Here is a 22741-nt window from a genome sequence, read left to right as displayed (position 1 = left end):
TCGTCTATTGTCTTAGATCTAGTATCTTATATCTCCAAAGGGACAAATTTAAAATCATTTCCGTTAAAAAGACCTTTGTCGCTTAATTTTAAAGACGGAATTACCAATAATGCCATAAAAGACAGAGTCATGTAAGGCGCATTGAGTTTTGAGCCTAATTGTTTTGCCATCTTGTCAAGCTCAGAATAAGCATTTCCAACGGTTTTTCCATCTTTATCGCTCATGATACCAGCAATAGGAAGTGGAAGGATTTTCTCCATGTACCGATGGCTATCGGTATCTAAATCTGAAACCGCACAAATACCGCCTTGATGTTCAATGATTAAATTAACTGCTTTGCAAATGGCTTCATCAGAAACACCAACAACAATGATATTATGTGAATCATGAGCTACCGAAGAAGCAATGGCTCCTGATTTGAATCCGAAATTCTTAATAAACCCAATGGCTGGTTTTTCATCATGATACCGATTGACAACGGCGATTTTTAAGATATCCGTTTCCGTATTTGAAATTAAATGTCCGTTTTCAATGGTTGCGTTTTCTATGAATTCATTCGTTACCAACTGCCCTTCCAACGCTTCAATGACCCTTATTTTTTTTGCTGATGATTCAATTCTAAAATCAGACACGTGCTTTTTGTTAGTTTTAAAGTTATTTGGACGTTCAAAGGAAACTGATTTTATTAATGTCTTTCCTTTATCGAAAACCAAGTCGCCATTAATATAAGTTTGCATTGTTTTAAAATGTATCAAATCTTCAACCACAATAAAATCGGCTGCATCGCCTTCCTGCAATAAACCAACATCCAATTTATAATGCTTTACCGGATTGACACAAGCCACTTGGAGCACTTTAAAAACATCCATGCCTTTAGCAACAGCTCTCGCACAAAGTGCATTGATGTGACTGACCAATAAATCGTCTGGATGTTTATCATCGCTACAAAACATCATGTTTTCAAAATGTTCTGGAAGCAAATCAATCAAGGCTTCAAAATTTTTGGCGGCACTACCTTCACGTATCAACACCTTCATGCCTTTTTGAAGTTTTTCAAAGGCTTCTTCATAGGTGAAAGATTCATGGTCGGTTGAAATTCCTGCAATGATATATTTTGTCAGGTTGTCTCCTATTAACCCCGGGGCATGGCCATCAATGGGTTTGTTGTAATGCTTCGCCCAAGCTAATTTTTTGAATACGTCTTCATCATCAAATAATACGCCCGGATAGTTCATCATTTCGGTTAGATACTTGATATCTGGATTTTCCAAAAGTGTTTTGATGGCTTCGGAATCTATCACCGCTCCCGCAGACTCAAAAGTAGTCGCCGGTACGCAAGATGGTGCGCCAAAATTAAATTTAAAAGGCACTTGCTTGCCATTTTCAACCATGAAGTGAACGCCTTCAACACCCAAAACATTGGCAATTTCATGGGGATCGGATACCGTAGCGACCGTGCCATGTGTCACTGCCAACTTAGCGAATTCGCTCGGCACCAACATGGAACTTTCTATATGGATATGAGCATCAACAAACCCTGGAAGGATATAGTGATTTAGGTTATGTTCTTTTTCATCAACGGAAACGATTTGGCCGTTTTCAAAGGTTATTTCTCCTTTAAAAATACGTTTGTTTGGTATGTCAACGATGTTGCCTTGTAGTTTCAAACTATATTTATTCTTAATTGTGGATTCCTGCGAAGGCAGGAATCCATTACTTTAATTCAATCTTCAGAATTTGTTGAGTGTTTTCAATGACTTTAAAACGTTCATCGGCTCGCTTTCCAACAACCCAAACAATATCAGTTCCAGAACACAATAACCAGGTGTTTTCTTTATCCAACAACGAGAATTTCTCGTCTTTGAAATATTTGCTGAGTTTCTTTTTACCAGACATACCTAATGGAAAAAACACATCACCTTCTTCCCATGTCCGTAATATTAATGGAAATCGAAATGTACTTTTATCAACATATATGATGTTTTTTGCGGTTTCTGAAATCAAATCCACATCATTAAATAATAACGTTCCAATAGGTGTTTCTACGTTTTTATCTGTTTCAGAAATGATTATTCTCTCATATGTTTTTGAATTTATATCACTTAACAATAAATAATCCCGGTCTTTAATCAGTCGCCAATGCTCAGAAAGAACTTGCTTTCCCGATTGGGCATCCAATAAATTCAGTACATCGTTCCATTCGGTAAAGCCATAATCCTTAAATATTTCGAACAAATAGGACTTGGGATTGTTCAATGCTTTAAATTCAGAAATCTTAAACTTCGTTTGATTTTTATCTGAAGTATCCTCAGCACGTTTCAAAAAATCAGCAATGCGTTCTTCAACAATATCAGCCGAATCCTGTAAATGATTCATGGTATTTTGGAAACTTTGCAGCAAACTGGGGTTTAGTTCCTTTAAAATAGGAATCACATCGTGTCGTAACTTATTCCGTAAATATTTTGTGGATGCATTACTGCTATCATCCCGCCACCGAATGTGTCTTTCCTTGGCAAACGTTTCAACATCCTCCCTAGAAAAGAACAAAAGCGGTCTTACGAATTTTCCATTAATTTCAGGAATTCCCGTTAAGCCTTCCAAGCCAGTGCCTCGGGTAAAATTGATTAAAAACGTTTCTAAATTATCATCGGCATGGTGAGCCGTTAAAATATAATCAAAACCCAATTGCTCTGCCAATTCCTCAAACCAATCGTAACGCAATTCGCGTGCTGCCATTTGAATGGATTTCTTGTTGTCTTCGGCATACCGTTCCGTATCAAAACTTTCAATAAACACCTCCAACTCCAAATCTTCTGCCAATTGCAAAACAAAGTCCTCGTCACCATCACTTTCATCACCTCTTAGGTTAAAATTACAATGCGCTAAAGCAATCTTTAACTGTAATTCATGGCATAAATAGGTTAGCACTACACTATCTATCCCACCTGAAATAGCAATGAGCAACTTTTTATCCTTTAAAAAAGGAAACTTCGTGTTTATGTGGCTTTGAAACTTGTTTAACATCCTTCAAATATACAATATTGCCTTTTTAAAAAGCGTGGCATTTTATCTTAAAATCACTTAAATCATAGTTTTTGAATTTAAAATTCAGTATCTTTTATGGGTAAATTTTAATACGTGACGTTATGAGCTCTTTTGAAAAAATAACCGACAAGAAAACACAATTGGCATTCGACAAAAAAGTCCTTTCCGCCAGCCAACAATTGCATCCTTATGTAAAACACAGACTTTACATTGCAGAATCTACAGGTGTGCTTCCTAAAAATATGTTTTCTTCCAATGGTATTATAGATGAAAGCATTGCCACATTTTACGAAAATGGCTATGATATTGACTGCGACACCAACAGGATTAAATTGAAACTTTTTAAGATTGTGGATGCTGAATTAGACACCCTTTTTAAAAAAGAAGCGTTTCATAAAAACACAATTAGCACAAACACTATTTTGGAAGAAGAACTGGATGGCTTGGACGAGCAATACACCATTGATGATGACTGGGACTTTATTATGGGCGAAGAGTTAAACGATATTTCCTATCATCAACCTGATAAACACAACCATGTGTTTTTATATGATGATAATAACAGTTCCATTTTAAATGCTTTCAATATGAAAGATGTTTCGGCTGACAGATCGCAAAAAGCTCTAGGAAACCTTTACACATGGCTACCGCTGAATATTTCGAATATTGTGGATTTATATATTTTTGGAAAACTGAGTTTTGAGGACATTTCGAAAGTTAAAAACATCGAACCAAGCCGCGTAGAACATATTTTTGATGAAATCATCAAGAAATTTAAGGACCATATTGACTAATTTTCCAAAACCTCACGCATGGCTTTGGCTTTTAACAAACACTCTTCGTATTCCTTTAAGGGGTCGCTTTTTGCAGTAATGGCACCACCAACGGAATAGGACACATAACGCTTGGTTTCATTGTACAAAATACTGCGAATTACCACATTAAAATCGAAATCGCCCGCAGGTGTAAAATAACCAACCGCTCCAGAATAAAGGCCTCGTTTGGTTTCTTCCAAGGCTTCTATAATTTTCATGGCCGAAATCTTGGGCGCACCCGTCATACTTCCCATGGGAAATGTGCTTTTAATAATATCCACGGGATGCGTGTTTAATTCGACTTCTGAAGTCACCGTAGAAATCATTTGATGCACTTGTTTAAAGGTATAAACACGGCATAATTCCTCCACATGTACTGTGCCTTTAATGGCGGTTTTGGATAAATCATTACGGATTAAATCGACTATCATGGTATTTTCACTGCGCTCTTTATCGCTTTCGGCTAAATCCGATTTTAATTGGGCATCTTCTTCCAAATTAGTGGCACGCTTAGCCGTGCCTTTTATGGGCTGGGAAACAATGCGGTTGCCTTCTTTCTTTAAATAGCGTTCTGGTGAGGCTGATAATAGGTATTTATCGTTGCATTTTAAAAAGGTCGCGAATGGCGGTTTGGATATGGCATTGAGTTTTAAATAGGTTTCTAACGGATTGATAGCTGTATCTTCAGCATAAAATTCTTGGCAAAAATTAGCTTCATAAATATCGCCTCGGTGGATGTGGGATAGCAAGGTTGTTACTTTTTCGAAGTATTGGTCTTTGTGGATTCTTAGTTTGATTTTTATATCATTGGGCAGATTACTTCGTCGTGCCTCCTCGCAATGACGGATGGATTCTAAATCTGATGCTAACTCATCTGCAACCGCATTTAAGTAGTGGATGTCAACTTGATTGCCTTTAAATAAAAACAGTTTATTGGGTTGAAAAAAATAAAGGTCTGGAAACTGCAAACCATCAAAATTTTGGGAGGTTAAATCCTCAACATCATTTTTTAAATCGTAAGTCAAATATCCAAAAATCCAGTCTTTGGTGATGGATTGGTATTCCTTTAATTTTTCAAACCCTTGGTGTACATCCGTTTGAATGCTGGTAAACGCATCTACCGCCAATACGGCATCAAAATTCGAATATTTCTGCTCGTAATTATTGGAATCCAACCAAACCACATCATCAAATTGTTGACTCCATAATAATAACTTATGCTTAAAATCTTCGGTGTCCGAAATGGTATGGATGTGCTGCGTTCTCAATCAAAAAATTTATGCCACAAAGTTAGTTAGAATCCTTAAAAAATTAAGAATTTTACGTTTTAGTTTGAACTGAATGACAAATAACCTCAATGTCACTTCGAGTGATTTTCGAAGCATGATAAAATTGTATCGAGAAGCAACTAACTAATGTTCTCGATACAATTCGCTTAGGGCGAATCACTCGAACTGACAGCAATATTTAAAATAAAACTCCAATAATCATGCAATACACCATACAAAACAACAAACTCAACATAGCCATTAAAAAAACAGGGGCTGAGCTTTGCAGCATCCAATCCGTGAAAAACAACACGCAGTTTATGTGGGATGCCGACAGTTCGATTTGGGGAAATTATGCGCCGAATTTGTTCCCGATTATTGGGTCTTTAAAAGAGGATACCTATATTTTTGAAGGGAAAAAATACAGCTTACCCAAACATGGTTTTATAAGGGGTAACACCGATTTTGAACTCCACGAACACACCGAAACCAGCCTCACGCTTAAATTAACGTATAACGAGGCCACACTAAAAGTATATCCGTTTAAGTTTGAGTTTTACATGACTTACAAACTCACCGATAACAAATTGGATATCATACATACCGTTAAAAATCTGGATGATAAAACGATGTATTTCTCTGTGGGTGGACATCCTGCTTTTAAATGCCCGGTGTTTGAGGATGAACAGTACTATGATTATGTTTTGGAATTTGAACACCCCGAAAACTCCAAAACACATTTAATCAATACGACCAACGGCCTCATTTCCAACAAAACGAAACCTGTTTTTAATAATACCAACATACTACCCCTCACCCACGACTTGTTTAATGATGATGCCCTTATTTTTAAAGATTTAAAGTCGAAACAAGTAAGTTTAAAAAGCAAAAAACATGGCACCATCTTAACAGTGAGCTACCCAGATTTTGACTATTTAGGCATTTGGGCAAAACCCACAGGCAATTATGTGTGTATAGAACCGTGGTTGGGGATTGCCGATAACGACGATACCAACCAAGATTTTAAAATCAAGGAAGGGATTCTAACTTTGGATGCTGGAGAGATTTTTGAGGTTGGGTATGGGGTTGTAGTTGATGGGGGGATTTTATTTTAACCTATATTTTGGAAGTTACGCTTATCGGTCTTGGCTGTAAGTAATTGTTATAGGTAGTTTTTTTTTAATGATTTTTGAGTTCCGACTTCAGTTATGTAAGCAATTTCATTTCCAGATAAGAATTGCTTATTAATTTCTAAATTTAATTTTTCCTTTTTTGTATTTATAATGTTATTTCCTATTTCAGTAAGATTTAATTTAAGAAGGTTTTCAATAATCCCTAAACTTGAATTAAGTATTAATTCGAGTTTATTATATGCTATTTGCTTTGAGTGGTACTTTAATTGTTTTTCATAGTCCAGTAGCATAAATTCTAACTTTTCTTGAATTTCTTTTGTAGAATAATTTTCTATGGCAACATCATTTATCCAATTGTTTAGTTTTAGATATTTATGTCTTAAGTCATTATCTGATTTTATTTCAATAATTTGACTCCATTCAGTTTGATATTTTAAAGAAGGAAATTTATTAAGTGTTAAGTTTATAATTTGAGATTTATTTGAGATTAAATCTTTATTAAAACTCAAGTTTTGTGAATAAAATACAATTGGTGTTGTTTCAAGAATGCCTTCATAGTTTGAAATAAAGCTCAAATATAAAGAGCTTAAATCACTGATTTCTGTAGAAGAAGCAAAAACTCTTTCTAATCTATTTTCAATATTATTTGCAAAATTAACGTCTAATAATTTAGTTCTTTCTGTTGTTAATTCAGTGATTTTTTTATGTAAATTTTTTAATTGTTCAGTGTTTACTAAATCTTTTATAGCCGAACCATTTGAAATTTCAATTCTTTCAAATTCCTTCAGTAAATTATTGCTTGATAAGAAATCAATTTCTTTCATTTTCCCTTCAAACATTTTTCCAGTTCTATCACACATTGATTTAGATACTAATTCTGCGAAAGGTAAAATGGATTTTAATTGTAAAGGGTCATATCTGATTTCATCAAAGAATAAAAAATCCGATTTTAAGCTAGAAGAGTTTAGGAAGTAAAGCAGATCAAAATTTTTTATTCCAATTTTCTTCATTTTCTAATTTTTTATTTGGTTCCGAAAATTACCTACAACGTTAAGGATATGAATCCGTTTCAATGTTTTATATGCACCGATAATCAAATTTACTTTTTCAAAAATAAAAATCAATATTTATAGTAAGAATTTACCCGAAAGTTATAAACAAAAGGCAAACATTTTCAGTATGTCGATTGAATCGACATAAAACAAAAGAATGTCTAAAAAATTTAAAAAAATCGACATAGATTAATACGATGTCGATTGAATCGACACTGTCATTTTTTAATTATTTTGTAAGAACCTCTATCAATTTCTTGTTTATATAATAAATTTCATTGCCAATTTTAACAGAATCAAGAATGTTATGGAATTCTAGTTTCTTTAGATACTCACTCGCCGTTTGCCGTTTGGCTATATTGTTTTCTTCCAACACCTTTATTTTTATATACGGATGACTAAATAATAAATCAACCAACTCTTTGGAATAAGAAGATTTTAGCACGTCTTTAGCTCTTAATTCAGTATTGATTTTTAATTCTAAAATGGCATTAATTTTTCTTAAAGTCATTTCAGATGTTTCAGCAACGCCGTTTACAACAAACAGAACCCATTCTTCCCAATTATTGTCTTCGGTAATCGATTTTAGCAAACGATAGTAGTCTGATTTGTTTTGAATAATATAATGACTCAAATACAAAACTGGCAATCCCAATAATTCCTGCTGAATGAGATACAGTACATTCAATATTCTGCCTGTACGCCCATTACCATCACTAAATGGATGAATGGCTTCAAACTGATAATGAATAAGAGCCATTTTTATCAAAGGGTCTAAATCGGAAAATGCGGGGTCATTGATGAAAATTTCTAGTTTTGATAATTTATCTCGAATGATATTTTCACCTTCGGGTGGCGTATAAACAATTTGATTATTGGTAGGGTTTCCTAATTTTGTGCCTGTATTTTTCCTAATGTTTTCCGACGAACCACGCAAACGTTGCATTAAACCAACTAACAAATTGGTGGTTATCAACTTGTTTTTTTGCAATTGCTCAATTCCCCAATAAATGGCTTCACGGTATTGCAATACTTCTTTGGCTGCTTGGTTTTTTATGTTATCGCCCATTAATGTTGCTTTGTACAACTCATCTTGTGTGGTTACAATATTCTCGATAGCATTAGATTCTTTACTTTCTTGTAACACTATCGTGTTAAGCAGCAATTGCGGGTAAGGCAAGGTTTGACAATATCCTTTTAACTCTGCCAATAGTTTATTTGCCCTAATGGTTGCCTTAAAAATTGGTGTAGTTTCCAAATTGTTTTTTGGTGGTAAATCCGGCAACTCGTTGTATGGAATATTCTTGTCGTATTTGATTTTCATGGCTAAATTGCTTAAAATATCTATGTCGATTGCATCGACATTCATTATATCTATGTCGAAAATATTAAAAAAAATCGACATACTTACATTTATTTCAAGATAATTAAAAAAAATCGACATAGTTTATCCCATCAATGAAGTCACAAACAAAATAAGGCAGATGTAAACATCCGCCTTACTCCTAACCAAACAATAAACAATGAATACATAAGTGAAAACATGCACTTATAACATGACAACAAATCAATCCCTATTTCCAACCGCCACCAAGGGCTTTATATAAATTAACCATGGTAAGCATTTGTTCTTTCTTCGTTTCAATAAGCACCGTTCTGGCTTCTAAGGCATCACGTTGGGTGAGCAACACTTCCATATAATCTGCTCGCGCCGATTGAAACAGTTGGTTTGCCACCGTGATGGACTCCTTAAGCAAATCTACTTGCTCATTTTTTAATTGGTATTCCTGTTCTAAATTTGCCATTTTAGACAATTGCGTACTCACTTCTTGGTACGCTTTTATAATGGTCTGTTCATACTCAAACGCCGACTGTATTTGTTTGGCGTTGGCATTTTTATAGTCCGCTTTAATGGCATTTCTGTTCACCAACGGCGCCACTATTTCGCCCGCCACGGAATAGAACACCGATTCTGGCGTCGTTAACAAATACTTGGTATTAAACGCTTGATAGCCCACGCCTGCTTTCATCCCAAAGGATGGGTAAAAATTGGCTTTTGCGACTTTAATGTTGAGTTTGGCGGCTTCCAATTCCAATTCCGCTTGCTTGATATCGGGACGGTTTGCCAATAACTGCGATGGTATGCCTGTATGAACCACTTTTGGGGATAAGGCCGTAAATTCACCCGTACTTCTTTGGATGGTTACCGAACTTTGCCCGACCAAAAATGCCAACCGATTTTCTACCTCAACAATTTCTTGCTTCAATCTGAATACCTCACTTTGGTTTTTTTGAACTTCGGCTTCAAAACGTTTTACCGCCAATGAGGTAGTTCTAGCTGCTTGCCTAAGCAATTCTACCATGCGCAACGCATCTTTTTGAAGGTTGATGTTCTGCTCAAGATTGCTCAACTTGCTATCTAAAGCCAGTAGCTCGTAATATGAGTCCGCTATCTCCGCAATCAAACTAGTAACCAAGAATTTTTTGCCCTCTACGGACGCCATATATTCCATATAAGCGGCTTTTTTGGAGTTTCTCAACTTCTTCCACACATCCAGCTCCCACGACATATACAGGCCGCCCTGTAAATTCGACAAAGGTTCCGGAAACTCTTTACCCTCTTCAATCTCCAGATTATGCTCCACGGCACCGTTTCGGGTATAGCGACCCACTTTATCAACATCGGCTCCGAGTCCTGCGGAAATAGATGGTAAATACTCTCCTTTTCTGGCTTGGACTTCATTTTGAGCCATGTTCACCTTTTGAAGCATCATATTCAGCTCTTTATTGTTGACCAAGGCGGCATCTATGAGTTGCACCAAATAAGGGTCTTCAAAAAAATCTTTCCAAACAATCTGCGCATCATTTACGGTATCTTGCATGTTGCTTTGATACTGTTCAGGAAGTGGCGCAGATGCGTTTCTTTGCGTGACTTTAGGCACACCGCAGGCATAGGTAAACAAGATGACTATACAGCCCAAACCAATCCGTTTTATTATATTATTCTTTTTCATCAGTAGCATCATTATCGAACGTATATTTATATTCTTCCGTTAGTGGCTCAACATCTTCGTCTTTGATGAGCTTGCGACCAGCGGACATTTTAGCAAATAGATAGTACAAACCAGGAATGGCAATAGCGCCTACCAAGGTTCCGAAAAGCATCCCACCTAAGGCAGACGTTCCAATAGTACGGTTACCAACAGCTCCCGCCCCGGTGGCTATCACCAAAGGAATTAATCCCGCAATAAAGGCGAAAGACGTCATTAATATGGGTCGGAAACGCACCCTAGCGGCTTCAATGGCAGCCTCTTTAATGCTCAAGCCTTTGTTATTTTTCTGCACGGCATACTCAATAATCAGTACAGCATTTTTACCTAGGAGTCCGACCAGCATGACCAGACCCACCTGTGCATAAATATCGTTAGCCAATCCGGTTACCTTTAACAAGAAGAACGCCCCAAAAACACCCGCAGGAAGTGATAACACCACCGCCAAAGGCAAAATGAAACTTTCATATTGCGCGGCTAAAATAAAGTACACGAATATCAATACAATGATGAAAATCACCACAGCTTCATTACCTCTTCTGGCTTCATCAAAAGAAAGCCCTTCCCACGCAATATCATAACCAATGGGAAGTGTTTCTTCTGCGACTTCTTTAACGGCATTAATGGCATCGTCCGTAGTATAACCTTTTGCTGGCGCTCCCATAATGGATGCGGAATTATACAAGTTATAACGGGTGATTTCGTTTGGTCCTTGGCGTTTCTTCAATTGCATGAATGATGAATAAGGCACCATCTCACCAGCTTCATTTTTAATGAAATAATTCAAAATATCACTCGGATATTTTCGATATGCTGGATCTGCTTGGGTATATACTTTGAAATAATTATCAAACCTGACAAACCCTTGCTCATAGGTACTACCGATTAAAATGTTTAGGTTTTCCATAGCCTCACCAATAGACACGCCTTTTTGCATGGCTTTGGCATTATCTATCTTCAGTTCATACTGCGGATAGTTTGCTGCGTAGAAGGTGAAAAGTCCAGTGATTTCTTCACGTTTTGACAATTCCTTGATAAAATCTTGGTTTATTTTATCGAAACCCAAATAATCTGATGACCCTGTTTTATCCAACAAACGCATGGCCAAACCACCTGCGGCACCATAGCCGGGAACGGCGGGCGGCTCAAAATACTCAATAACGGCTCCAAAATCCTTGGTCTTTTCTTCCAGTTCCTCAATAATCTCATGAACGGAATGTTTACGTTCGTCCCAGTTCTTTAAGTTTATCAAACACGTACCTGCATTGGAGCCCCTTCCTTCGGTTAATATTTCATAACCTGCGAGCGATGACACGGATTTAATGCCTTCAATTTTTTCAGCAATGCTTTGAAGTTGCCTAGACACTTTGTTAGTTGATTCTAAAGTAGAACCCGGAGGTGTTTGGATGATGGCATAAATAATCCCTTGGTCTTCATTGGGAATGAATCCCGCAGGCAAAGTTTTATTAACAAACAAAACCCCTAGAATAAATCCGATCAACACCAACAAGGTGATAAGGCGACGACTTACAATTTTATCCAAAATACGAATGTACTTGCCTGTGAGCTTTTCAAACCAATGATTGAAAACATCTAAAAACCTACTGATGGGTGTTTTCTTTTTGGCTTTACCATGATTGTTTTTCAATAACATGGCACATAATACAGGCGTTAGCGTTAAAGCCACTATACCCGAAATAACAATGGATGACGCCATGGTAATGGAAAATTGTCTGTAAAACACCCCAACAGGTCCCGACATAAACGCCACGGGAATAAATACAGAGGTCATAACCAAGGTAATCGCCACAATGGCACCTCCCACTTCACCCAATGCTTTTTGAACCGCTTTATACGGCGTAATATGCGCATCTTCTTCCATTTTGGCATGCACGGCTTCCACCACCACAATGGCATTATCTACCACAATACCTATCGCCAATACCAATGCAAATAATGTAATCAAATTGATGGTAAGTCCGAATGCCTGCATCACAAAAAATGCCCCAATAAGCGATACGGGAACCGCCAAGGTGGGAATGAGTGTAGAACGCCAATCACCTAAAAAGATGAATACCACCAATGCCACTAAAAGAAAGGCCTCACCCAAAGTATGGATCACTTTTTCTATGGAAGCATCCAAAAAGTTGGACACGTCATAACTCACCTCATAATCCATCCCCGCAGGAAATAAGGGCTTCAGTTCATCCATTTTATCTTTAATCTGTGCAATCACATCACTAGCATTACTGCCATAACTTTGTTTTAAGACAATAGCAGCAGACGGATAGCCATCTTTGTTGGAATAAATGTCGAAAAACTCACTGCCCAATTCCACTGTGGCAATATCTTTTAATTTTAATATTTCACCTTCCGGAGTCGCCCGAATAATGATGTTTTGATATTCCTCTGGTTTGTTGAAACGTCCTTGATATACCAATACGTATTCCAAAGATTGCGCTTGGATACCAGAACTTTGCCCCAACCTTCCCGGACGACCAATAACGCTTTGCTCGTCAATGGATTTCATGACCTCTTTCGTAGAAACATTATAAGCTCGCATACGGTCGGGTTTCAGCCAAATACGCATGGCATACTGGCGACTTCCCAATATTTGCGCACTGGAAATACCGCTGACCCTTTTTATTTCGGGAATCACGTTTACGTTGGCATAGTTGTAAAGAAATTTCTCGTCCGCGCCCTTTTCTTTGCTATATAAATTGATATACATCAACATACTTGGCTGAACTCGAGACACCACAACACCTTCCAACTGTACCAAAGCTGGTAATTTATTAATGGCTTGATCAACACGATTCTTGACATTAACTACGGCTTGATTCGGGTCGGTACCCAACTCAAAAATCACTTGAATGGTGGCTTCACCGGCACTTGTGGCATCAGACACAATGTATTTCATGCCCTCCACCCCATTAATGGCGCGCTCCAAAGGAATAAGGGACGTTTGTACCAATACATCGGCACTCGCCCCTGGATACGATACGGTGACGATGACCCTTGGCGGTGCAATTTCTGGAAACTGTGAAATGGGAAGTGTTTTTATGGATAGTAAACCCATGAAGAGTATAATGAGCGATGCAACGATCGCCATTACTGGTCGTTTTATGAATATTTTAAACATGTTATTTCTTCGTTAGGGGTTACTCTGATTCAAGTTCTAGACTAGCCAATACATTTTTGGGCTGAATAAAATTGACTTCAACTTTATCGCCTTTCTGTACCCTACGAAGACCCTCCAATAGGATGTCGTCAGATTCCTTTAGACCACTTTTAACAATGTATAAATGCGGTAATTCTTGGGCAACGGTGATTTCTCGTTGTTCCAGTTTATGGTCTTTATTCACAACAAACACATACTTTTTATCCAAGATTTCAAAGGTTGCTTTTTGGGGAATGATGAGGGCATTTTTATAGGGCAAACGCATTACAATATTCCCCGTTTCACCATGTCTTAAAATGGCGTTCGGATTTGGAAAAACAGCTCTGAAGGCAATGTTTCCTGTTTCATTATTAAATTCACCTTCAATAATTTCAATAAGTCCGGGTTCACTAAACAGCTTGCCATTAGCCATTTCCAACTGGACCTGTTTAAGGCTTTGCCTATTTGTATCGGTCATATAATCCAGATACTCCACTTCGGGCATATTAAAATACACCCACATTTTACTGTTATCTGAAAGTGTAGTTAATAATTCGCCTTCATCCAACAAACTTCCTACTCGCACATGAAGATGATCCATCACACCTGCAAATGGGGCATTGATATTGGTGAAATTTAGATGGGTTTGTGCCAAGGTCACTTCTGCATTAGCCTTATCTAACTTCGCTTTTGATAAAGCTAACTCGTTTTTAGAAACCACATTTTCATCTTGCAACATTTTTGTATTTTCATATTCAATTCTGGCAACAACGGCCTCAGATTTTACTTTTTGAAGATCGGCTTCATAAACATTGGGCATGATTTTAAACATGGATTGACCTTTGCTTACTTTTTGGCCTTCATCTACAAATATATTTTGAAGATAACCGCGTTCCAATGCCCTCAATTCTATATGTTGGCACGATTTAATTTGACACACGTAAACTTTTGAAATAATGGTGTCTTTGATAATGGGTTTACTTACTTGTAATTTTGGAGTTTCTTTATGATTTTTCTTGTCGGATTGACAGCCCGAAAGCAGTAATACGAACATTCCTAAAATAGCAACTATTCTATTCATCGTTAATTTTATATATGGGTTTTTGGATTGAAATGGCGTTAGGATATTGCATCATCAACCATGTCAAAACCGTTGATTGTTTTATGGAGTTTGTGTTTTAAAATTTAAAAACAAGTAATAAGTTTACAATCCTAATTACTATTAGGTTGTTTACTGTATTACTAAAAAACGGAAGAAAGGATTAAATCAAATTATGAAGGTATGATACAATATCTGCTTAGAAACGGCTGGAAATACTCCAGAGTTACTTTCAAATCTGTGTAAAAAAGACTTTAATGTTTTGTAATTTGAGTATGAGAAGTGGCTTTTGTAGCTTAAAAAGGCACTTTTGCTTGACGGATTTGTTTTAAATTCTTTATACTCATTAATTTCAATGAAATCAGTAAATGGGCTAATCTTATTTGAAAATAATGCGCTAACAACACTGTACGATTGGTTTTCCTCAGAAGAAAAAGATTCTGGAATATGAGATATGATAGTTTGTTTAGAGCTCTGTTCAATAGCTAAACAAACCTTCTCTGTTACATTAGATGCTCCAGAAGTATTGAATATACTACTGGCCAGTAGAAATACTAATAAATAAAAAAATCTCATTGTTGGTTATTACTAAGCAAAAGTATAGAAACGCCCAATATTAAAAAAACTTTTTGATGATATTTAAATGTAGCAATTCCATAAAAATTTGACAATTAAATCTTAACAAATACAATAACTAAATCCGTTTTTTAAATATTATGTGGAAGAATTTAATAAATGTTGAAAATTATATAAAATTCAAAGTGTAAGACAAAAAAGCAATGCTGCTTTTTACTTTTAAAAGAGCGTATATACTACATCACCAATTATTAATTTACCTTTGTACCAATAATTCATAAGCAAACACGTGACTTTTCAAGACTTAAATTTAAACACCCCATTATATAACGCCTTAGACGATTTAGGGATTACTACGCCCACGCCCATACAGGAACACGCCTTTAATGTAGTGAGTTCTGGTAAGGATGTGGTTGGTATTGCACAAACAGGTACAGGGAAAACCTTTGCCTATATGTTGCCCATTCTTAAAAACCTCCCTTTTTCCACGCAAGAGAATCCGCGTATTTTGGTGTTGGTACCAACGCGAGAGTTAGTTGTGCAAGTGGTTGAGGAAATTGAAAAACTGGCAAAATATATGAACACCCGCGTTTTGGGTGTGTATGGTGGCACGAATATCAATACCCAAAAACAAGCGATTGCCGAAGGTTTGGATATTTTGGTAGCAACGCCGGGACGGTTTTATGATTTGGCTTTAAGCAGGGTGTTGCAAGTGAAATCCATTCAAAAATTAGTGATTGACGAAGTGGATGTGATGCTGGATTTGGGATTTAGACATCAGCTTATTAATATTTTCGACATCCTGCCCGAACGCCGACAAAACATTATGTTTTCGGCAACCATGACGGAAGATGTGGATGATTTAATCAACGATTTTTTTAAGAGTCCGGAACGCGTTTCTATTGCCGTTTCTGGTACACCGCTAGAAAATATTAAGCAATTACGCTATGAAGTTCCGAACTTTTATACGAAAGTCAATCTCTTATTTGAATTATTGCAAGACAAGGAACGCTTTAATAAAACCTTAATTTTTGTTGCCAATAAAAAAATGGCAGACCGTTTATTTGAAAAATTAGATGAACGTTTTCATGACGAATTATGTGTGATTCATTCCAACAAAACACAAAATTACCGTTTAAGAAGTATTGAGCAATTTAGAACGGGCATGAACCGTATTTTAGTCGCCACCGATATCATGGCGCGTGGATTGGATATCGATAACGTATCGCATGTTATTAATTTTGACACGCCCAATTATCCTGAAAATTACATGCACCGTATTGGTAGAACAGGACGTGCCGAACGTGAAGGTGAAGCGATTGTTTTTACTACGGAAAGCGACTCGGAAGCTATTGAAAATATTCAAAGTTTAATGAGTATGCAGATTCCTGTATTGGATTTTCCTGAGGATATTGAGATTTCAGACCAGTTGATTGAAGAGGAACGTCCGCAAATAAAAGAGCGCAACAATCCCAATAGAAAACCTGAAGATGTAGGGCCAGCTTTTCATGAGAAATCTGAAAAAAATAAAAAGGAAAATTTAGGCGGCTCCTATAAATTTAAAATTGCGGAGAAGTATAAGAAACCTCTAACGAGAGGGGATAAAAATTATAATAGGCGGAATAAGAAGAAGTAGGTTTTAGTTGCAGTATTCAGTATCAGTTTACAGTCTAAGTTAACTATTAGAATTTAGATTCTTATTGGATTGTTATTTCTTTTTGGAAGATTTTGCTTCGTTATTAAAGCTTAAACATAAATTCAGCCAATATTCAAAATCTTGTTTGGTTTGAAATCCTTCTGAAGCGACGTAGCAATAACCTTTATATTCTCTACCCTTCATTACCATAGGTTGATAACCAATTTTTGAAGAAACCTCTTCTATTCTTTTAGAATCAAAACGGCACATTAGGTTGTCGCCACTCACATTTACACACATCTTGTCGTTTACCATAAAGGCAAGACCTGCAAACATTTTTTTCTCTTCTATGTTTTTGTCTGTAGACTTTGCTAAATATTCCCTAACTCTATCTGCCACTTTTACATTGTAAGCCATTATTTAATTTTTAAAATTTTAAGCTAAAACTATTTGTACAACCAATTCTTTATCAATTTGGTGTAGTTTGGCATAACCACATAAACCATTAACCACACTATAAGGCCCGTAATAACCAAAGTATCTAAAACAGGAAACTTTGGAACGGAAATCATTCTTAACAGAGGTAGAATAATTAGTGGAATGCCAAACGCCAAAGGAAATATGGCAGACCATGTCACCAAATATTGTTTCCAACGTGCCGGTGGATTTGATTTTTCGGTTTCAGATACAAACAAAAAGTCCAAGCCACTATTGATGTAATAATGATCGTCTTTAGCAAAAAGCGGTTTTGCTTTTTCAATCAATCGCTTTCTGTCTTGGGATTCCATCCAATTCTTAAGGTTTTCAATGGTATCAAATCTGATGATAACGGTATATATAAACGTTAAATTTGGGATAGGTCGGATAATTTGCCAATCTATATGCCCGGGATAACTTTTACAAATAGGTGCAATCTCACTTAACCATGCTTCATATGCTTCATGCTTGCCCTCTAAAATATGGTGGGATATCACAACCGATGCGCCTTGCTTTTTCATAAATTAAAAATATTTTTTTTCAATGTCATTCACTCTTTTTAGCGATATCTAAAGTAAGGAATTAATTTAAAGGGCATTAAAAATATCTAATAGTCCTAAACCAAATAAGCATTCAAAATAAAATTATTTTCCCAAAAAATATGTCCGAAAAGCCTATAAAAAACACTAAATTTACACACCGTTTACTGATTTAAAACAATCGATGGATTCTTCAAAGGAACTTATAAAAACCGTGGATTTGCTTTTAGAAATCTCATCACTTTTGATGGTTTCTGGGGCTAATACCAACCGAGTGAATTTGAGTATCGACCGATTTGCTTCAGCATTACATTGTAATACGTCCTGCTTTATAAGTCATAAAACTATTGTTATGACAGTTTATGAAGACAACTCTACTTTAAGTTGTACCCGCGTTAAAAATATTCCACCGTATGCCATTAATTTCTCCATTATTTCGGCTATAAGTAAAGCCAGTTGGACCGCTGTGGAAGAGGATTGGAACATAGACCAAATTGCCAAAGAAATTGAAGCCATTAAAAAACAGAAACGATATCCGAAGCTAGTCGTTCTTATCGCCGTTAGTTTAGCGGGTGCTGGATTTTGCAATATTTTTAGTGGTGATTATATAAATATGGGCGTGGCATTTGCCAGCACATTTATCGGGTTACTTATTTTTCAATTGACACATAGAGAAGGATACAATGTGTACCTGCGTATTTTTTCGGCATCGCTTATCGCTTCTGTTTTGGCGTCATTAGGCATTGTTTTTAAATTAGGAGCGAATCCTGAAACAGCACTAGCGACTTCTATTTTATTTTTGGTGCCAGGGGTAGCCTTGATAAATTCGTTTACGGACTTTTTAGATAATAACATTATTAACGGTTTGGTAAGGTATACAACAGGATTAATGACGGTACTTGCCATCGCCTTAGGCCTTTTTATTGCCATGCTTTTATTTCAATGACATTAATATGCTAACAATCATTTTAAATTTATTAGAAGTTGCTGCTTGGTCGGGTATAGCGGCTTTGGGTTTTGGCATCTTATTTAATATGCCTAAAGGAGTTGTACCTACCGTTTTTATATTAGGTTTTACGGCGGGTTTTATAAAATTTGCGTTGATGCATTTTAATGTCCATATTGTATTGGCAACTTTTATTGCTGTTTTTTTTATTGGCATTATTTGTATGCCCGTTGCCCATAAAATACACCATCCGCCCGTTGTGTTTTGTATTCCCCCAACCATCCCCATGATACCCGGTTATTTTGCGTATGAAACCGTTTTATCGGTTATGAATTTCATCTTTATGGAAGCCAATCAAGCCAAACGCATGGAACTGATAGATGCTATTTTCGCCAATGGATTTACTATGTTATTCATACTAATTTCGATAGCGGCGGGTATTTCGTTGCCGATGCTTTTGTTGCGAAAAAATACGGTTAAGAAAATTGAAGATTAACACGGTTAATTGTTACATATTAATTTTAGAAAATGAAAAAATCACTTCCCCTATTACTAGCTTTCTTGTTTATATATTCTTTTCGAATGCATGCTGAAGATGATTGGGGTGCCACAGGACATCGAACCGTTGGGGAAATTGCCAGTCATTATCTCACGTCCAAAACAAAACGCAAACTAAAGAAACTTCTTAATAATCAATCCTTAGCGTTGGCATCTACTTTTGGTGATGAAATCAAATCCGATAAGCGTTACGATAAATTCAGCACCTGGCATTACGTTAACATGCCCATGGAAGCGGATTACGATGTGCCCAAACAACATCCTGAAGGGGATTTGGTTTCTGGCATTGCGTTTTGTAAATCGGTGATCCTAAACAAAAATGCTTCTAATGATGACAAAGCCTTTTATTTGAAACTCCTCATCCATTTTATAGGCGATTTGCACCAGCCCTTGCATGTGGCGCTTGAAGAAGACAGAGGCGGCAACGACTTTAAGTTGCAATGGTTTTACAACGATACCAATTTGCATAGTGTTTGGGACAGCAAAATGATTGATGATTATGGGATGGGTTATTTGGAATTGGCAAAAAACGAAGATTATTTAACGAAAGACGCGATTAAGGAACTTCAAAAAGGAACCGTGATTGATTGGGTGAACGATACTCACAAACTGACAAGAGAGGTTTATGCGAATGTAAAACCAGGTGACAATTTACGTTATGAGTACTCCTATAAATACATGAACGTGGCTCGTAAACAATTACAAATTGCTGGTGTGAGATTGGCTAAGACTTTGAATGAGTTGTTTTAATATAATGGGGTGATTAAATAAAAAAACGGGGTTTTAAAAACCCCGTTTTTTTTACTACAATTATTTATAGAACCTGATTTTAATTATTAATATCAACCGCATGCAACAATCCCGTTTTCATATCAGGCAATAATAAACGTCCTTTATCTTCTTCCAAATAAAAGTCGGCCGCAGATTCCAAGCCCTCAATTAATATCGTAGATTCCTCTGTTTTACCATCAATTTTCCAAACTTTACCTTGTTGCCAGCTGCTCACATAATAATTCCCTTTACTATCTTGCTCAACCGCATCCGCGCCACGAAACTGCCCTTTAAGTGGGGTTAATTGGCCGTTTCTTGTAACCAAAAAATTACCCTTAAAAAATTCACCTACCATCATATTGCCATCATTATCAATCCCTACGCCATTTGGATTCAGCAATAAAGGTGATGTATTTTGGGCAATGGTGACGTTACCTTCTAAATCAATATGGTAAATGCGTCCCAATTCTGGCACCAACTTCGCTTGTTCACTATCAAGCGGCCAAAGATTATTGTTTTCATCCCTCATGAACTTTGTTGCTCCCATATCAACGACATAAATGCCTTTACCTTCGCCATCTACCGACACGTCATTTAAATACAAAACGTCTTCTGGAAAATCTGCCTTATCAGCCAAAATACTGGTGTTGCCATCCTTATCTACTTTCCAAACCCGTGTCACATCCGAAAAATATAAATGTCCGCCCACATAAGCAATTCCTTTGGGTTCATTAAATCCTTTGGCAAAAACCTTTAATGTGCCATCTGGAGACATTTCAACCAACTCAGCATCGCCTTCTTCACTGCCGTTCATAACGGTGATGTAATAGTTATCGTTAAATCCTTTTGTGATGCTTTCTGGATTTTCACCGACTTTAATCGGGAATTGAATATCAGAACCACATCCACTAAAAGATAAGGTTAACATTATTGAAATAACACCTATTGAAATGTGTTGAAAAGGGAGTTTGGTAAAAAATGGTCGTGTATTCATTGTTTTTAGTTTAGTTAAGCTAATTTAGTTTTTTATGGGGTTAATGGCAATTTTTTGGTATAAAAACAAAAAAGCAAACCAATTAGGTTTGCTTTTTTGCTATCAAAAGATTCCCTCCTGCTCGGGAATATTACATATGCAAAGCCCTATCGCCTGTAGCGGCTAAAGCAGCTTCTTTAATAGCTTCTGTAAATGTTGGGTGTGCATGCGACATTCTTGAAACATCTTCGGCACTGGCTCTGTATTCCATAGCCACTACTGCTTCTGCAATCATATCCGCAGCACGAGCACCAATCATGTGAACGCCTAAAATTTCATCTGTTTTCTTGTCCGCTAGAATTTTCACAAAACCATCCAAGTCCATACTCGCTCTACTTCTACCCAACGCACGCATGGGGAAAGAGCCGACTTTATAGTCTACTTTTGCTTCTTGCAATTGTTCCTCAGTTTTACCAACACTGGCAACTTCTGGCCATGTGTAAACCACGCCCGGAATTAAATTATAATCAATGTGTGGTTTTTGTCCAGCAATGGTTTCTGCAACAAAAACACCTTCTTCTTCCGCTTTATGCGCTAACATGGCGCCTTTTACCACGTCACCAATCGCATAAATGTTTTTTGCTGTTGTTTGTAAATGGTCGTTGACTTCAATTTGTCCTCTGTCCGTTACTTTCACACCCGCAGCTTCAGCATTCAGTCCGTCAGTATATGGACGACGGCCCACAGAAACCAAGCAATAATCGCCTTTAAATTCTATTTCATTACCTTTTTTATCATCTGCCTTCACAATAACTTCATTGCCTTTACGCTCAACAGATTTTACTTTATGGGATGTATTAATAGTAAACTTTTGTTTCTTTAGTACTTTAGTCAGTTCTTTAGATAAACCAGCATCCATCGTTGGGATGATTCTATCTAAATACTCAATAACCGTCACTTCTGAACCCAAACGTTTGTATACTTGTCCAAGTTCCAATCCAATCACACCACCGCCAATGACGATTAAATGTTTAGGTATTTCTTTAAGTTTCAAGGCTTCAGTTGACGTAATAATACGCTCCTTATCTAAATTGATAAATGGTAAGTTTGATGGTTTACTACCGGTAGCAATGATGGTGTTTTTTGCTTCAATTTCAATATTTTTTTCACCAGTAATGGTAATATGGGTCGCATCTTTAAAACTGCCCACACCACGATATACATCAATTTTATTCTTGTTCATTAAAAAATCAATACCGCCAACTGTTTGATCAACAACAGATTGTTTACGGGCAATCATTTTTTCTAAATTCACTTTAATATCCCCTGGAATCTCAATACCATGCTCTTCAAAATGTTTCACGGCATCTTCATAATGGTGCGAAGAATCTAAAAGTGCTTTACTTGGTATACACCCTACATTTAAACACGTACCACCAAGGGTTGCATATTTTTCTATTATGGCCGTTTTCATGCCTAATTGAGCGCAACGTATGGCTGCAACATATCCTCCTGGACCCGAGCCAATTACGGCTACATCGTATGAATTCATAGTATGATTTTGATATTCGTTGATTAAAAAATGAAACACAAAAATACAAATGTTTTATGTGAAGGCAATAAAAAACACTTATTTATAAAGC

At 36.7% G+C, this 22741-nt stretch carries 19 protein-coding genes; 6 read left to right on the top strand and 13 right to left on the bottom strand.

The window, feature by feature from the left end:
• Positions 1–26: 26 nt before the first annotated feature.
• Entirely contained in the window at positions 27–1667 is a 1641-nt protein-coding gene (gene ade / locus CDH50_RS12900; RefSeq protein WP_100612695.1) for an adenine deaminase, read from the bottom strand.
• A 46-nt stretch (positions 1668–1713) separates the two neighbouring features.
• Entirely contained in the window at positions 1714–3024 is a 1311-nt protein-coding gene (gene tilS, locus CDH50_RS12895; RefSeq protein ID WP_100612694.1) for a tRNA lysidine(34) synthetase TilS, read from the bottom strand.
• A 122-nt stretch (positions 3025–3146) separates the two neighbouring features.
• On the opposite strand from tilS, the gene CDH50_RS12890 reads away from it, so the two are divergent.
• Positions 3147–3839 (top strand): hypothetical protein, encoded by a 693-nt coding sequence (locus CDH50_RS12890; protein ID WP_100612693.1) that lies wholly within the window; start codon positions 3147–3149, stop codon positions 3837–3839.
• Here CDH50_RS12890 and CDH50_RS12885 read toward each other — a convergent pair.
• The gene (locus CDH50_RS12885) at positions 3836–5128 is read right to left on the bottom strand and encodes an anthranilate synthase component I family protein (protein WP_100612692.1); all 1293 of its coding nucleotides are present in this window, start codon (positions 5126–5128) and stop codon (positions 3836–3838) included. The genes CDH50_RS12890 and CDH50_RS12885 overlap by 4 nt on opposite strands.
• 221 nt (positions 5129–5349) lie before the next feature.
• On the opposite strand from CDH50_RS12885, the gene CDH50_RS12880 reads away from it, so the two are divergent.
• Complete coding sequence (locus CDH50_RS12880) at positions 5350–6243, top strand: aldose 1-epimerase family protein (protein WP_100612691.1); 894 nt, start codon at positions 5350–5352, stop codon at positions 6241–6243.
• 47 nt (positions 6244–6290) lie between these two features.
• Here the strand turns inward: CDH50_RS12880 and CDH50_RS12875 are convergent, their stop codons facing one another.
• From CDH50_RS12875 to CDH50_RS12850, 6 genes are all read right to left on the bottom strand, one after another.
• Positions 6291–7271: a hypothetical protein gene (locus CDH50_RS12875; RefSeq protein ID WP_100612690.1), complete on the bottom strand. Its 981-nt coding sequence runs from the start codon at positions 7269–7271 to the stop codon at positions 6291–6293.
• Positions 7272–7542: 271 nt separating this feature from the next.
• On the bottom strand, positions 7543–8637 hold the full coding sequence (locus CDH50_RS12870) for a Fic family protein (RefSeq protein WP_100612750.1): 1095 nt from the start codon (positions 8635–8637) through the stop codon (positions 7543–7545).
• Positions 8638–8887: 250 nt separating this feature from the next.
• A complete protein-coding gene (locus CDH50_RS12865) occupies positions 8888–10327 on the bottom strand; it encodes a TolC family protein (protein ID WP_100612689.1) in 1440 nt (479 codons plus the stop codon).
• On the bottom strand, positions 10314–13505 hold the full coding sequence (locus tag CDH50_RS12860) for an efflux RND transporter permease subunit (protein WP_100612688.1): 3192 nt from the start codon (positions 13503–13505) through the stop codon (positions 10314–10316). The genes CDH50_RS12865 and CDH50_RS12860 overlap by 14 nt, the downstream gene beginning before the upstream one ends.
• A gap of 19 nt (positions 13506–13524) precedes the next feature.
• Positions 13525–14604 carry an efflux RND transporter periplasmic adaptor subunit gene (locus CDH50_RS12855; RefSeq protein WP_100612687.1) on the bottom strand — a complete coding sequence of 360 codons (1080 nt, stop codon included), beginning with the start codon at positions 14602–14604 and terminating at the stop codon, positions 13525–13527.
• A 186-nt stretch (positions 14605–14790) separates the two neighbouring features.
• On the bottom strand, positions 14791–15198 hold the full coding sequence (locus CDH50_RS12850; protein WP_100612686.1) for a hypothetical protein: 408 nt from the start codon (positions 15196–15198) through the stop codon (positions 14791–14793).
• A gap of 289 nt (positions 15199–15487) precedes the next feature.
• Between CDH50_RS12850 and CDH50_RS12845 the strand changes: the two genes are divergently transcribed.
• The gene (locus CDH50_RS12845) at positions 15488–16834 is read left to right on the top strand and encodes a DEAD/DEAH box helicase (RefSeq protein ID WP_100612685.1); all 1347 of its coding nucleotides are present in this window, start codon (positions 15488–15490) and stop codon (positions 16832–16834) included.
• A gap of 72 nt (positions 16835–16906) precedes the next feature.
• Here the strand turns inward: CDH50_RS12845 and CDH50_RS12840 are convergent, their stop codons facing one another.
• Both CDH50_RS12840 and CDH50_RS12835 read right to left on the bottom strand, forming a co-directional pair.
• Positions 16907–17251, bottom strand: a complete 345-nt coding sequence (locus CDH50_RS12840; protein WP_100612684.1) for a TfoX/Sxy family protein — start codon at positions 17249–17251, stop codon at positions 16907–16909.
• A gap of 29 nt (positions 17252–17280) precedes the next feature.
• Positions 17281–17832, bottom strand: a complete 552-nt coding sequence (locus CDH50_RS12835) for an antibiotic biosynthesis monooxygenase (RefSeq protein WP_100612683.1) — start codon at positions 17830–17832, stop codon at positions 17281–17283.
• A 202-nt stretch (positions 17833–18034) separates the two neighbouring features.
• On the opposite strand from CDH50_RS12835, the gene CDH50_RS12830 reads away from it, so the two are divergent.
• From CDH50_RS12830 to CDH50_RS12820, 3 genes are read left to right on the top strand one after another with little or no spacing between them, the layout of a single operon-like run.
• Positions 18035–18796, top strand: coding sequence for a threonine/serine exporter family protein (locus CDH50_RS12830; RefSeq protein WP_100612682.1), 762 nt, complete (start codon positions 18035–18037; stop codon positions 18794–18796).
• A 7-nt stretch (positions 18797–18803) separates the two neighbouring features.
• Positions 18804–19292, top strand: coding sequence for a threonine/serine exporter family protein (locus CDH50_RS12825; protein ID WP_100612681.1), 489 nt, complete (start codon positions 18804–18806; stop codon positions 19290–19292).
• A 32-nt stretch (positions 19293–19324) separates the two neighbouring features.
• A complete protein-coding gene (locus CDH50_RS12820; RefSeq protein WP_100612680.1) occupies positions 19325–20104 on the top strand; it encodes a S1/P1 nuclease in 780 nt (259 codons plus the stop codon).
• A gap of 79 nt (positions 20105–20183) precedes the next feature.
• On the opposite strand, the gene CDH50_RS12815 is transcribed toward CDH50_RS12820, so the two are convergent.
• Together CDH50_RS12815 and lpdA are read right to left on the bottom strand one after the other, a co-directional pair.
• Positions 20184–21119, bottom strand: coding sequence for an SMP-30/gluconolactonase/LRE family protein (locus CDH50_RS12815; protein ID WP_198513496.1), 936 nt, complete (start codon positions 21117–21119; stop codon positions 20184–20186).
• Between the two features lie 130 nt (positions 21120–21249).
• On the bottom strand, positions 21250–22650 hold the full coding sequence (gene lpdA, locus CDH50_RS12810) for a dihydrolipoyl dehydrogenase (RefSeq protein WP_100612679.1): 1401 nt from the start codon (positions 22648–22650) through the stop codon (positions 21250–21252).
• Positions 22651–22741: the final 91 nt, after the last annotated feature.

It is taken from the genome of Confluentibacter lentus, from assembly GCF_002806995.1.
Classification (GTDB): domain Bacteria; phylum Bacteroidota; class Bacteroidia; order Flavobacteriales; family Flavobacteriaceae; genus Confluentibacter; species Confluentibacter lentus.
The sequence above is the reverse complement of the archived record's forward strand: the minus strand, read 5'-3'. Positions and strand labels throughout refer to the sequence as shown.

Coding starts and splice junctions, on each gene's coding strand:
- tilS (WP_100612694.1), bottom strand. CDS start 3,024: ATGTTAAACAAGTTTCAAAGCCACATAAACACGAAGTTTCCTTTTTTA.
- CDH50_RS12830 (WP_100612682.1), top strand. CDS start 18,035: ATGGATTCTTCAAAGGAACTTATAAAAACCGTGGATTTGCTTTTAGAA.
- CDH50_RS12825 (WP_100612681.1), top strand. CDS start 18,804: ATGCTAACAATCATTTTAAATTTATTAGAAGTTGCTGCTTGGTCGGGT.
- lpdA (WP_100612679.1), bottom strand. CDS start 22,650: ATGAATTCATACGATGTAGCCGTAATTGGCTCGGGTCCAGGAGGATAT.
- CDH50_RS12815 (WP_198513496.1), bottom strand. CDS start 21,119: ATGAATACACGACCATTTTTTACCAAACTCCCTTTTCAACACATTTCA.
- CDH50_RS12840 (WP_100612684.1), bottom strand. CDS start 17,251: ATGGCTTACAATGTAAAAGTGGCAGATAGAGTTAGGGAATATTTAGCA.
- CDH50_RS12865 (WP_100612689.1), bottom strand. CDS start 10,327: ATGAAAAAGAATAATATAATAAAACGGATTGGTTTGGGCTGTATAGTC.
- CDH50_RS12870 (WP_100612750.1), bottom strand. CDS start 8,637: ATGAAAATCAAATACGACAAGAATATTCCATACAACGAGTTGCCGGAT.
- CDH50_RS12890 (WP_100612693.1), top strand. CDS start 3,147: ATGAGCTCTTTTGAAAAAATAACCGACAAGAAAACACAATTGGCATTC.
- CDH50_RS12820 (WP_100612680.1), top strand. CDS start 19,325: ATGAAAAAATCACTTCCCCTATTACTAGCTTTCTTGTTTATATATTCT.
- CDH50_RS12850 (WP_100612686.1), bottom strand. CDS start 15,198: ATGAGATTTTTTTATTTATTAGTATTTCTACTGGCCAGTAGTATATTC.
- CDH50_RS12855 (WP_100612687.1), bottom strand. CDS start 14,604: ATGAATAGAATAGTTGCTATTTTAGGAATGTTCGTATTACTGCTTTCG.
- CDH50_RS12875 (WP_100612690.1), bottom strand. CDS start 7,271: ATGAAGAAAATTGGAATAAAAAATTTTGATCTGCTTTACTTCCTAAAC.
- CDH50_RS12880 (WP_100612691.1), top strand. CDS start 5,350: ATGCAATACACCATACAAAACAACAAACTCAACATAGCCATTAAAAAA.
- CDH50_RS12835 (WP_100612683.1), bottom strand. CDS start 17,832: ATGAAAAAGCAAGGCGCATCGGTTGTGATATCCCACCATATTTTAGAG.
- CDH50_RS12860 (WP_100612688.1), bottom strand. CDS start 13,505: ATGTTTAAAATATTCATAAAACGACCAGTAATGGCGATCGTTGCATCG.